The following is an 11,709-nucleotide window of genomic DNA, read 5'->3' as shown; positions in this document are numbered from 1 at the left end:
CGCTTTGCGCCTCGATTGGCGCCGCCGCGACGGTCTGCTCGGCCGCGCGGAGTCCGTCCGCAGCTTCTGATGGCCCGCAAACGCGCCCCCGGCTTCGAAGCCCAACGCGAGGACATCCTCGCCGCCGCCGCCCGCCTGTTTGCGAGCCAAGGCTTCAGTGCCACGTCCATGAATCAGGTCGCCGAGGCCTGCGGTGTGGCCAAGCCGACGCTGTATCACTACTTCCAGGACAAGCAGGACCTGCTTGCGCAGATCTGCGACGCGCATGTCCACGCGTTGCTGGCACTGGTCGACGAGGTCAAGGCCCAGCACCTGGCGCCGGACATGCAACTGCGTGCGCTGATCGAGCGTTTCACCCGGTCCTACGCTGACGCCCAGGCCCAGCATCGCGTGCTGACCAGCGAGATCAAGTTCCTCGCCGACGCCGAGCGGGAGCGTCTGCTCGATGTGGAGCGGCGCGTCGTCAGCGAGTTCGCTGCGGCCGTCAGCCGTGTGCGGCCCGAGCTGCGCGAGGCCAACCTGCACAAGCCGCTGACCATGCTGCTTTTTGGCATGATCAACTGGACCTTCACCTGGCTGCGGCCGGACGGCGAGCTCTCTCACGAGGCGCTTGCCACCCTGGTCAGCGATCTGTTCTTTGGCGGTCTGGGTGCAGTGCAGCTGCGCCAGCCGGCCCTCATTCAATAACCCCCGAGGAGACGACCCCATGAAGCCATTCAAGCAACTCGCCCTGGCCATCGCTGCCACCCTGAGCGTCGTGGCCCACGCCGACATCAACGTCGGTGTCACGGTCTCGGCCACCGGGCCGGCCGCCTCGCTCGGCATCCCCGAGAAGAACACCGTCGCGCTGATGCCGACGACCCTCGGCGGCCAGAAGGTCAACTACATCGTGCTGGACGACGCTTCCGACACGACCACTGCCGTGGCCAACACGCGCAAGCTGATCACCGAAAACAAGGTCGACATCATCATCGGCTCCACGGTCACGCCGAACTCGCTGGCGATGATCGACGCGGTGTCGGAGTCCGGCACGCCGATGATCTCGATGGCCGCCTCGGCCCGCATCGTCGAACCCGTCGACGCCAAGAAGCGCTGGGTTTTCAAGACTCCGCAGAATGACATCATGATGGCGCTGGCCATCGTGACCCACATGGTCGACAACGGCATCAAGACGGCCGGCTTCATCGGCTTCGCCGACGCGTATGGTGAAGGCTGGTGGGGCGAGTTCAACAAGATCGCCGCAACCAAGAACCTCAACATCGTCGCGAGCGAACGCTACAACCGCACTGACACATCGGTCACCGGCCAGGTGCTCAAGCTGGTCTCGGCCAAGCCCGACGCCATCCTGATCGCCGGCTCGGGCACGCCCGCCGCCCTGCCGCAGAAGGCGCTCAAGGAGCGCGGCTATGCCGGCAAGATCTATCAGACCCACGGCGTGGCCAACAACGACTTCCTGCGCGTGGGCGGCAAGGATGTGGAGGGCACGTTGTTGCCGTCGGGCCCGGTGCTGGTCGCGGCCCAGTTGCCTGCCGACCACCCGGTCAGGAAGAGCGCGCTGGACTACATCGCGAAGTACGAAGCCGTGCACGGCAAGGGCTCGGTGTCGACCTTCGGTGGCCACGCCTGGGACGCGGGCCTGCTGTTGGCCGCCGCCGCACCCGAGGCATTGAAGAAGGCCCAGCCGGGCACACCCGCCTTCCGCGCCGCGCTGCGTGACGCGCTGGAGAACGTCAAGAACGTGGCTGGCGCACATGGTGTGTTCAACATGTCCGCGAACGACCACCTGGGCCTGGACCAGCGCGCCCGCGTGATGGTGCAGATCAAGAACGGCGCGTGGGTGCTCATCAAGTGAACACCATGCCGACCCTGCAAAGCTATATCGCCGGCCGCTGGGTCGGCGCCAAGGCGGCCAAGCCGCTGACGAGTGCGATCAACGGCCGCCTCGTGGCGCATACCCACGAGGAAGGCCTGGACTTCGCCGAGGCGATGTCGTTCGCGCGCGGCACGGCGCTTCCTGGCCTGCTGCGCACCCACTTCCAGGACCGCGCCCGCGTGCTCAAGGCGCTGGCTGCCTATCTGATGGAGCGCAAGGAAGAGCTCTACGCGATCAGCGCCCACACGGGGGCGACGCGCAGCGATTCCTGGATCGACATCGAGGGCGGCATCGGCACCCTGTTCGCCTACGCCTCCATCGGTGGCAAGGACCTGCCGAGCAGCAATGTGCTGCACGAGGGCCCGCCCATGCGTCTGGGCGCCAACAACCACTTCATCGGCAGCCATGTGATGGTGCCCAAGCGGGGTGTGGCCCTGCACATCAATGCCTTCAACTTCCCCATGTGGGGGATGTTGGAAAAGTTTGCGCCCAGCTTCCTGGCCGGCATGCCCTGCTTGGTCAAACCGGCCACGGCGACGAGCTATGTGGCCGAGGCTTGCGTGCGCCTCATCGTCGACTCGGGCCTGGTGCCGGCGGGCGCGCTGCAGCTCATCATCGGCGGCACGGGTGATCTGTTCGAGCGCCTGGACGAGTCCGATGTCGTGACCTTCACCGGCAGTGCCGACACGGCATTGATGCTCAAGGCGCACCCCAACCTGCTGAAGAAGAGCATCCCCTTCAACGCCGAGGCCGACAGCCTGAACTGCGCCATCCTGGCGCCGGACGTGACGCCGGACGACCCCGAGTTCGACCTCTTCATCAAGGAAGTCGCGCGCGAGATGACCGCCAAGGCCGGCCAGAAGTGCACGGCCATTCGCCGCACCATCGTGCCCGCCCACCGCGTGGCTGCGGTCGCAGCCGCATTGAAGGCGCGCCTGAGCAAGACGGTGGTGGGTGACCCTGCGGTCGAAGGCGTGCGCATGGGCGCGCTGTCGAGCAAGGCCCAGCAGGCCGACGTGGCAGAGCGCGTGGCCCAGCTGGCAAAGAACTGCGAGCTGCTGCTGTCTGAACGTGACGGCTTTGCGCCGAAGGGGGAGGGCGTCAGTGACGGGTCCTTCTTCGCACCGACGCTGCTGCTGGCGCGCGACTCGGCAGGCAGTGACGCCCACCACCTCGAAGCCTTCGGTCCGGTGACGACACTGATGCCCTATGGCGATTTCGAGGAAGCGCTGCACCTGGCGACGCTGGGTCGCGGCAGCCTGGTCGGCACCATCTGCACCAAGACCCCGGCACTGGCCGCCAAGGCCGTGCCGACCTTCGCCGCCTGGCATGGCCGCATGCTGGTGCTGGACCGCGAGGCCGCGCTGGAGAACACCGGGCACGGCTCGCCGTTGCCCAAGCTCAAGCATGGCGGCCCCGGCCGCGCGGGCGGCGGCGAGGAACTGGGCGGCCTGCGCGCGGTCAAGCACTATCTGCAGCGCTGCGCCGTGCAGGGCTCGCCAACGATGATCTCGGCCATCACCGGCGAGTACCAGCGCGGCGGCACCGTCACGGAGAGCGACATCCACCCCTTCCGCCGCTACTTCGAGGATGTCGAAGTCGGCATGAGCCTGCTGACGCATCGCCGCACCGTCGGCGAGGCCGACATCGTCGCCTTCGGCGGCCTGTCGGGCGACTACTTCTACATGCACTTCGACGACGTCGCGGCCAAGGAATCGGTCTTCGGCCAGCGCATCGCCCACGGCTACTTCGTGCTGTCGGCGGCGGCTGGACTCTTCGTCAGCCCGGCACCGGGGCCGGTGCTGGCCAACTACGGCCTGGAGAACCTGCGCTTCGTCACGCCGGTGGCCATCGGCGACACCATCCAGGCGCGCCTGACGGCCAAGCGCAAGATCGACCGCCCGCCGCGTGATGACCAACCCGCGCAGGGCGTCATCGGCTGGGACGTGGCGGTGACCAACCAGCGTGGCGAGCTGTGCGCGAGCTACGAGATCCTGACGCTGGTGGCCAAACGCATCGCGGGCTGATCGCCCACCCCCGTGGCGCTTCGCGCCTGCCCCTCAAAAGGGGGGTACCCAGCCGCCTGGCGAAGCCAGGTCCGCGGGTGCCGCTGGATGTGGCGCTGCGCTGGGCGCCGCTTCAGCGCGTGACGGGCACCTCGGCCGCAGCCTTGAGATCAGCGCGACGCGCGCCGGTAAAGCGCTTGGCCCAGTAGGAGTCGCGCATGTCCTCGACGCGCACGGCGCTGCCGGTGCGCGGCGCGTGGATGAACTTGCCCTCGCCGACGTAGATGCCCACGTGGCTGAAGGTGCGCCGCATGGTGTTGAAGAACACCAGGTCGCCAGGCTTGAGTTCGTCACGCTTGATGGACAACAGGCTGCGGTCCTTGGCCTGCTCATCGGCCCGGCGCGGCAGCACCAGGCCCACGCTCATCTCGAAGATGTGGCGCGTGAAGCCGCTGCAATCGAAACCGTTCTCGATCGAGTTGCCACCACGCGTGTAGCGCACGCCGAGGAAGTTCATGGCAGACAGCACGAGGTCGGAGGCGGTGTCGCGCACGCTGGCCAGCAGGCGAGATGACCCGCCTTGCTCGACGCTCACCAGCAGGCCGCGCTCGCTGAGGAAGCGGTTGACGGCATCCTGGGTCGCTGCAGGCTTGGCGGCCGCGGCCGGCGGGGCGACAGTCCTGTCGGCGGCCGTCTGCTGCTGAAGGCTCTGGCCATAGGCGCCCGTCATCGTGCCCGGCGGTGGTGTCGAAGGATTCACAACTGCGGCCTGCGCCACGCCTTGCGCATGCGCGCCGCAGGCAACGGCCAGCAGGCCGGCGGCAGCGATGCGATTCAGCAGGGCAGTGGACAAAGGCATTCTCGCGATGGGAGGCGGGGCGAACCTGAACGGTCGCGATGGCGCGGAAGTGACAGCGGCGCGGAGGTTAGGAGGACCAACCGGCAGCGTCAATGAAAGCAGGCGCAAAGGGCGCGATTCTCAGGGCAAACCCCGGCTTGGTCGACGTCGATCCCCGTGAATACCCTGGAATCGGTCACGATTGACGGAGGTCAGACTGATGTCAGTGCCTCGGACACACACTGACCGCATGACGCAGACCTATGCCGAATTCCATCAGCGCTCACTGACCGAGCGCGACGCCTTCTGGGCCGAGCAGGCCCAACGCATCCACTGGCAGACGCAGCCCGAGCGGATCTGCGACGCCAGCCGGCCGCCATTCGCGAAGTGGTTCGTCGGCGGCACGACCAACCTCTGCCACAACGCGGTCGACCGCCATGCGGCGACGCGGCCCACCGACCGGGCGCTGATCTGGGTGTCGACCGAAGTGGGCCTGGAGAAGGTCTACAGCTTTGCCGAGCTGCAGGCCGAGGTCGAGGCCATGGCCGCGATGCTGGTGGCGCAAGGGGTGGGCCGGGGCGACCGTGTGCTGATCTACATGCCCATGATCCCCGAGGCCGCTTTCGCCATGCTGGCCTGCGCCCGCCTCGGTGCCATCCACTCGGTCGTGTTCGGCGGCTTTGCGTCGGTCAGCCTGGCCAGCCGCATCGACGACGCGGCCCCGAAGCTCATCGTCAGCGCCGACGCCGGCAGCCGCGCCGGCAAGCGCCTGGCCTACAAGCCGCTGCTGGATGAAGCCATCTCGCTGTGCGCGCACAAGCCCGCCGCGGTGCTGATGGTGGACCGTGGCCTGGTGCCCTTCGAGCGCGTGGCGGGGCGCGACCTCGACTACGCCGAACTGCGCGGCCAGCATTGGGGCCAGCATGTGCCCTGTGCCTGGCTGGAGTCCAACAGCATCAGCTACACCCTCTACACCAGTGGCACCACGGGCAAGCCGAAGGGCGTGCAGCGCGACGTGGGCGGCTATGCGGTGGCACTGGCGGCCAGCATGGACTGGATCTTCGGCGGCAAGGCGGGCGAGACCTATTTCTCCACCAGCGACATCGGCTGGGTCGTTGGCCACAGCTACATCGTCTACGGCCCGCTCATTCACGGCATGGCGACAGTGATGTACGAGGGCACGCCGGTCAACCCGGACGCCGCAGTGCTGTGGAGCCTGGTGGAGAAGTACCAGGTCACGGTCATGTTCAGCGCACCCACGGCCGTGCGAGTCTTGAAAAAGCACGACGCCTCGCTGCTCAAGCGCCATGACCTGTCGTCGCTGCGCGCGTTGTTCCTGGCCGGCGAGCCGCTCGACGAACCGACTGCGCGCTGGATCGCCGAGGCCTTGAACGTCCCCATCATCGACAACTACTGGCAGACCGAGACCGGCTGGCCGTTGCTGACCGTGGCCCACCACATTCCGGGTGTGCAGGCCGTGCCGACACGTTTGGGCTCGCCGGGCGTGCCGATGTATGGCTATGACCTGAAGCTGCTGGACGAGGCCAGCGGCGCGACGCTGGAAGGCCCGGACCAGCGGGGTGTGCTGGTCATCGAACACCCGCTGCCGCCGGGCGCACTGCAGACGGTCTGGGGCGACGACGAGCGCTTCATCAACACCTATTGGGGCAGCGTTCCAGGGCGGCAGGTTTACTCCACCTTCGACTGGGCCACGCGTGACGCAGATGGCTACACCTTCATCCTCGGCCGCACCGACGACGTCATCAACGTGGCCGGGCATCGCCTGGGCACGCGTGAGATCGAGGAGTGCATCTCGGGCCATGCATCCGTCGCCGAGGTTGCCGTCGTCGGCGTGGCCGATCAGTTGAAGGGGCAGCTCGCACTCGCCTTCGTCGTGCCGCGCGAAATGCCCGCCACGCCCGAGGCGTCCCTGGCGCTGGAGGGCCAGATCATGAAGCGTGTCGACGGGCAGCTAGGCGCCGTCGCGCGGCCCTCGCGCGTGCTGTTCGTCAGCCTGCTGCCCAAGACCCGCTCGGGCAAGCTGCTGCGCCGCGCGCTGCAGGCGGTGGCCGAGGGCCGGGACCCGGGCGACCTGACGACGCTGGATGACCCGGGCGCCTTGATGCAAGTCAGCAGGCTTTTGCGCGCTGGCTCGTGACGCAGGGCTTTGCGCGTGCGACTGATTCCCGCGTCAGGGTTTCGCGGGCAACAGCCGTGCAAGCGCTGTGGCAGAAATAGGGCATGGCGAATGGCCGGGCGCTCGGCCAGCCGAGAGAATCGCGGCCTTCCCACAAGGAGACGCGATGAAACCCGTCCTGACCGCCCTGGCCGTGCTGGCGCTGAGCGCTGCCGCCGTGCACGCCCAACCCCAACTGCCCGCGCCCAATCTGCCGACCTACAGCAGCCCGGCCGATGTGCGGACCCGCTGCGACAGCGGGCTCAAGGGCGCCAGGCAACGCGTCGGCCAGCTGGAGAAGCGCAAGGTCGATGCCGGCTGGCTGGCCGCCTATGACGACCTGACTGTCTACCTGGAAGACCACCAGGGTCCCAACGACTTCATTCTCAACGTCCATCCGGCCAAGCTCATTCGGGACGCGGCCCAGGCCTGCGCGCTGCGCTGGGCCGACTTCGCATCCAGCCTGGGCCAGAACGAGAAGCTCTACCGCGCGCTGCAGAAGGCGCCCCAGCAGGATGGCGTCGACGCCGAGCTGGTTCGGCTGGCCTCCGGCCAGTTCGAAGACAGCGGCGTGGCCCTGCCCGCACCCAAGCGCACCCGCGCCAAGCAGATCCTCAACAAGCTGACCGACCTGGACCAGCAGTTCAACAAGAACATCCGCGACGCCGGCACCCGCGTGGCCTTCACCGAGGCCGAACTCAAGGGTGTGCCGGCCGGCGTGTGGGAGAAGGCCAGGCGCGACGACCAGGGTCGCATCCTGCTCGGCGTGGACTACCCGAGCTATGTGCCCGTCATGCGCAGCGCGGAGAGCGGCGAGGCGCGCCAGCGCATGTGGCTGGCCAAGACCAACGAGGGCGGCCCCGCCAACCTCGACCTGCTGGCCCAGATCGTCACGCTGCGGGGCGAATACGCCAGGCTGTTCGGCTTCGACAACTACGTCGACTTCAACCTGCGCCGCCGCATGGCCAAGGACGGCGCATCGGCGTCCCGCTTCCTCGACTCGGTGACGGACGCGGTCACCGCGCGCGAGAAGGCCGAGCTGCGGGAGCTGCGCGCCGCCAAGGCCCGGCACCTGGGCACGCCGCCCGAGCAGACGCGGGTCGAGCGCTGGGATGCGACTTTCTACAGCGAGCGCGTCAAGCTGCAGAAGTTCAGCGTCGACCAGAACGCCTTCCGCCCCTATTTCCCGCCCCAGGCCAGCCTGGAGTTCTCGATGCGCGTCATCGAGAAACTCATGGGTGTGAAGTACCAGCGCGTGGACAACAAGCTCTGGCACGAGGAAGCGCAGACCTATGTCGTCAGTGACGCCGCCACGGGCAAGCCCATCGCGCAGATGTATGTCGACCTCTACCCGCGTGACGGCAAGTACAACCATGCGGCCGTGTGGCCGTTGCGCGGCAGCGCGACGCGCATTGGCCGCGCGCCGGTGGCAGCCCTTGTCGTCAACTTCGACCGCAACGGCCTGACGTTGGACGAGGTCGAGACCCTGCTGCATGAGCTGGGCCATGCGGTGCATGTGAACCTGTCCAACACGCGCTATGCGGCGACTGCAGGCACGACGGTCATGCACGACTTCGTCGAGGCGCCGTCGCAGATGCTGGAGGACTGGGTCTACGACAAGCAGGCGCTCAAACTGATGCAGGAGGTCTGCCCGACCTGCAAGCCGGTGCCCGATGCGATGGTCGAGCAGGCGCAGGCCGCCAAGCATTACGGCAAGGGCGGGCAGTTCGGTCGCCAGCACCTGTACGCCAGCTACGACATCGCGCTGCACCGCTCGGCCAAGCCCGAGCCGCTGCCGCTGTGGGCCGGCATGGAAGGCGCCACGCCGCTTGGGCATGTGCAGGGCACGATGTTCCCGGCCGGCTTTGCCCACATCGCCGGCGGCTATGGCGCGGGCTACTACGGCTATCTGTGGAGCCTGGTCGTGGCGATGGACCTGCGCAAGGCGTTCGAGACCGACAAGCTGGACCCTGCGGTCGGCAAGCGCTACCGCGAGCGGGTGCTGGGGCAGGGCGCGCAGAAGCCGGCGCCCGAGCTGGTCAAGGACTTCCTGGGCCGCGAGTCGAACTCGCAGGCTTTCTTCGAATACCTGAAGAAGTGATCAGCCGCAGCGGCCGGATTCACAAGCGTGGCTCGCGGCGGCCTCAAGCGCCGCCTCGCGGCACGCGCCGGTCGCCGGGTCGAAGCCGCGCTGCTCCATCGTGAACACCAGCGCCGCGTCCATCATCTCGGCGTGCTGCGGAAACCAGCCCGCCAGCTCCGTACGCAGGATGTTCAGCGGCTCGCGGTCGTTCAGCTCGTTGGCATAGCGCAGCGCCTCGCCCATCACGTTCAGCACCATGGCGTGCTGGCTGGCGTGGCAGTTCTGCGGCTCGAAGCCGCAGCGCGCCATCCAGTCCTCCTCCATCGCGAAGTGGGCCTCGGTGTGGGCCAGCAGCGCCTGGTAGGCGGGCAGCGCGTCGCCGCCGCCATCCAGCGCCTCGCCGAAGGCGTTCAGCAGGTCGACGAACTCCTGGTGGGTGGTGTCCAGCGTCGGCTGGTTCAGCGCCAGCTTGTCGGTCCAGGCCAGCGTGCTCATGCCAGACGCTCGCGGTGCCGGGCCACCTGCGCCCGCACCTGGGCCGGCGCCGTGCCGCCCAGCACGTTGCGGGCGTTCAGCGAGCCCTCCAGCGACAGCACGTCGAACACATCCGCCTCGATGCGGTCGTCAAAGGCTTTCAGCTCGTCGAGCGACAGCGCGGCCAGGTCCACGCCCTTGGCCGTGGCCGTCTTGACCGCATGGGCCACGACCTCATGCGCGTCGCGGAAGGCCGCGCCCTTCTTGACGAGGTAGTCGGCCAGGTCGGTTGCCGTGGCATGGCCCTTCAGCGCCGCGGCGCGCATGGCCTCGGGCTTCGGGGTCAGGCCGGCCAGCATGTCGGCAAAGATGCGCAGCGTGTCCTTCAGGGTGTCGACCGTGTCGAACAGCGGTTCCTTGTCCTCCTGGTTGTCCTTGTTGTAGGCCAGCGGCTGGCCCTTCATCAGCGTGACAAGGCCGACGAGATGGCCCACCACGCGGCCGGTCTTGCCGCGCGCCAGTTCGGGCACGTCGGGGTTCTTCTTCTGCGGCATGATGCTCGATCCGGTGCAGAAGGCATCGGGCAGCGCGATGAAGCCGAAGTTCTGGCTCATCCACAGGATCAGCTCCTCGGACAGCCGCGAGACGTGCAGCATCACCAGGGTGGCGGCCGCGCTGAACTCGATGGCGAAGTCGCGGTCGCTGACCGCGTCCAGGCTGTTCTGGCAGACACCCTCCAGGCCCAGCGTCTTGGCGACGCGCTCGCGGTCCAGCGGGTAGCTGGTGCCGGCCAGTGCGGCGGCGCCCAGCGGCAGGCGGTTGACGCGCTTGCGGGCATCCAGCAACCGCTCCACATCGCGCGCGAACATCTCCACGTACGCCAGCAGATGGTGGCCGAAGCTGACCGGCTGGGCGACCTGCAGGTGGGTAAAGCCGGGCAGGATGACATCGGCATGCTCGCTGGCCTTCTCGACCATCACGGTCTGCAGGGCCTTGAGCAGGCCGGTGATCTCGTCGATCTCGCCGCGCAGCCAAAGGCGCACATCGGTGGCGACCTGGTCATTGCGGCTGCGCCCGGTATGCAGGCGCTTGCCGGCGACGCCCACGCGCTCGGTCAGCCGGGCCTCGATGTTGAGGTGCACGTCTTCCAGGTCCAGCTTCCACTCGAAGCTGCCGGCCTCGATCTCGGCTGCGATGTCGTTCAGGCCACGCTGAATGGCTTCGTGGTCCGCGCTGCTCAGAATGCCCTGCGCGGCCAGCATCTCCGCATGCGCCAGGCTGCCCGCGATGTCGGCACGCCACAGGCGCTGGTCGAAGCCGACGCTGGCGGTGTAGCGCTTGACCAGGTCGCTCATCGGCTCGGAAAACAGGGCGGACCAGGCTTGGGATTTGTTGGCGAGTTGGTTGTCTGACATGGAACAGGCGTGAAATTCAGCGCGCAAAATGCGCCGCTGCCCGGGATTATCGAACGCCAACAAATCCAACCCTTCTCGAGCCAACGCCATGCCCTTCTTCAAGCGCCGCGCGCCAGCGCGCCACAGCGTCTGGCATGAGTCCATGCAGCTCAGCCAGTGGCTGGGCTTTGCGCCCAACGAGCTTCCGGAGCTGCCGGCGCTGAATACGCCGCCGTTGCTGGACCCGACGCGCGCCTTCGACGTCTGCCATGTCGGCCTGGTGCTGCGTGCCGTGCTTGGCGTGCAGCTGCTGCTGGCCCTGGGCACGGCGCTGGTCGCACGCGACGCCGCGCAGTGGCTGGCGCTGACGGCCAATGGCACGGTGGTGACGATGTTTGCCGTGCTGTCCTGGCTGCTCGCGGTCTGCGCGGCCAAGCACCTGTGGCCAAGGCTGCCGGAGCCGGTGCAGTGGCTGGCCTTGATGACGCTCGGCGCCGTTGGCGCACTGGCGGGCTACGGCCTGCTCAGCCTGACGAGCGAGGACGCCGCCAGCCCCTGGCGCATCGCCAGCATCGCCGCCAGCGGCGCCAGCGGCGCGGCCCTGCTGCTGGCCTGGCTGAAGCTGCGCGAGCACACCCAGCGCCCGGCTGACGCGCTGGCCCAGCTCGTCGAGCTGCAGTCGCGCATCCGGCCGCATTTCCTGTTCAACACGCTGAACAGCGCCCTCGCCCTGGTGCAGGTGGACCCGGCGCGGGCCGAGAGCGTGCTCGAGGACCTGGCCGAGCTGTTTCGCGTGGCACTCGCCGACGCCAGCGCCTCGGTCACGTTGACCGAGGAGGTCGAGCTGGCGCGGCGTTACCTCGCC

At 67.9% G+C, this 11,709-nt stretch carries 9 protein-coding genes; 6 read left to right on the top strand and 3 right to left on the bottom strand.

Annotated features, from left to right (window positions below; genetic code table 11):
• Positions 1–69: 69 nt before the first annotated feature.
• From ACT6S0_RS13400 to paaZ, 3 genes are read left to right on the top strand one after another with little or no spacing between them, the layout of a single operon-like run.
• On the top strand, positions 70–687 hold the full coding sequence (locus ACT6S0_RS13400) for a TetR/AcrR family transcriptional regulator (protein WP_444764325.1): 618 nt from the start codon (positions 70–72) through the stop codon (positions 685–687).
• Positions 688–706: 19 nt separating this feature from the next.
• Positions 707–1,852: an ABC transporter substrate-binding protein gene (locus tag ACT6S0_RS13395; protein ID WP_444764324.1), complete on the top strand. Its 1,146-nt coding sequence runs from the start codon at positions 707–709 to the stop codon at positions 1,850–1,852.
• Between the two features lie 5 nt (positions 1,853–1,857).
• On the top strand, positions 1,858–3,900 hold the full coding sequence (gene paaZ, locus ACT6S0_RS13390) for a phenylacetic acid degradation bifunctional protein PaaZ (protein ID WP_444764323.1): 2,043 nt from the start codon (positions 1,858–1,860) through the stop codon (positions 3,898–3,900).
• A 112-nt stretch (positions 3,901–4,012) separates the two neighbouring features.
• Here paaZ and ACT6S0_RS13385 read toward each other — a convergent pair whose 3' ends face one another.
• Complete coding sequence (locus ACT6S0_RS13385) at positions 4,013–4,732, bottom strand: C40 family peptidase (RefSeq protein WP_444764322.1); 720 nt, start codon at positions 4,730–4,732, stop codon at positions 4,013–4,015.
• A 235-nt stretch (positions 4,733–4,967) separates the two neighbouring features.
• Here ACT6S0_RS13385 and ACT6S0_RS13380 point away from each other — a divergent pair, with 235 nt between their 5' ends.
• Complete coding sequence (locus ACT6S0_RS13380) at positions 4,968–6,875, top strand: propionate--CoA ligase (protein WP_444764321.1); 1,908 nt, start codon at positions 4,968–4,970, stop codon at positions 6,873–6,875.
• A 145-nt stretch (positions 6,876–7,020) separates the two neighbouring features.
• Positions 7,021–8,994, top strand: coding sequence for a M3 family metallopeptidase (locus ACT6S0_RS13375; protein ID WP_444764320.1), 1,974 nt, complete (start codon positions 7,021–7,023; stop codon positions 8,992–8,994).
• Here the strand turns inward: ACT6S0_RS13375 and ACT6S0_RS13370 are convergent, their stop codons facing one another.
• Together ACT6S0_RS13370 and argH are read right to left on the bottom strand one after the other, a co-directional pair.
• A complete protein-coding gene (locus ACT6S0_RS13370) occupies positions 8,995–9,471 on the bottom strand; it encodes a hemerythrin domain-containing protein (protein ID WP_444764319.1) in 477 nt (158 codons plus the stop codon). It abuts the gene before it with no gap.
• Entirely contained in the window at positions 9,468–10,865 is a 1,398-nt protein-coding gene (gene argH, locus ACT6S0_RS13365) for an argininosuccinate lyase (protein ID WP_444764318.1), read from the bottom strand. The genes ACT6S0_RS13370 and argH overlap by 4 nt, the downstream gene beginning before the upstream one ends.
• Positions 10,866–10,953: 88 nt before the next feature.
• Between argH and ACT6S0_RS13360 the strand changes: the two genes are divergently transcribed.
• Positions 10,954–11,709, top strand: a 756-nt coding sequence (locus tag ACT6S0_RS13360; protein ID WP_444764317.1) for a sensor histidine kinase, incomplete at its 3' end; no start/stop codon positions are given.

The sequence above is a fragment of the Roseateles sp. genome (assembly GCF_052436255.1).
Taxonomy (GTDB): Bacteria; Pseudomonadota; Gammaproteobacteria; order Burkholderiales; family Burkholderiaceae_C; genus Pelomonas.
This window is presented reverse-complemented; position numbering and strand designations above follow the sequence as displayed.

What these genes read in the sequence shown, in the direction of transcription:
- ACT6S0_RS13400 (WP_444764325.1), top strand. Translation starts at nt 70, where the DNA reads ATGGCCCGCAAACGCGCCCCCGGCTTCGAAGCCCAACGCGAGGACATC.
- ACT6S0_RS13395 (WP_444764324.1), top strand. Translation starts at nt 707, where the DNA reads ATGAAGCCATTCAAGCAACTCGCCCTGGCCATCGCTGCCACCCTGAGC.
- paaZ (WP_444764323.1), top strand. Translation starts at nt 1,858, where the DNA reads ATGCCGACCCTGCAAAGCTATATCGCCGGCCGCTGGGTCGGCGCCAAG.
- ACT6S0_RS13380 (WP_444764321.1), top strand. Translation starts at nt 4,968, where the DNA reads ATGACGCAGACCTATGCCGAATTCCATCAGCGCTCACTGACCGAGCGC.
- ACT6S0_RS13375 (WP_444764320.1), top strand. Translation starts at nt 7,021, where the DNA reads ATGAAACCCGTCCTGACCGCCCTGGCCGTGCTGGCGCTGAGCGCTGCC.
- ACT6S0_RS13370 (WP_444764319.1), bottom strand. Translation starts at nt 9,471, where the DNA reads ATGAGCACGCTGGCCTGGACCGACAAGCTGGCGCTGAACCAGCCGACG.
- argH (WP_444764318.1), bottom strand. Translation starts at nt 10,865, where the DNA reads ATGTCAGACAACCAACTCGCCAACAAATCCCAAGCCTGGTCCGCCCTG.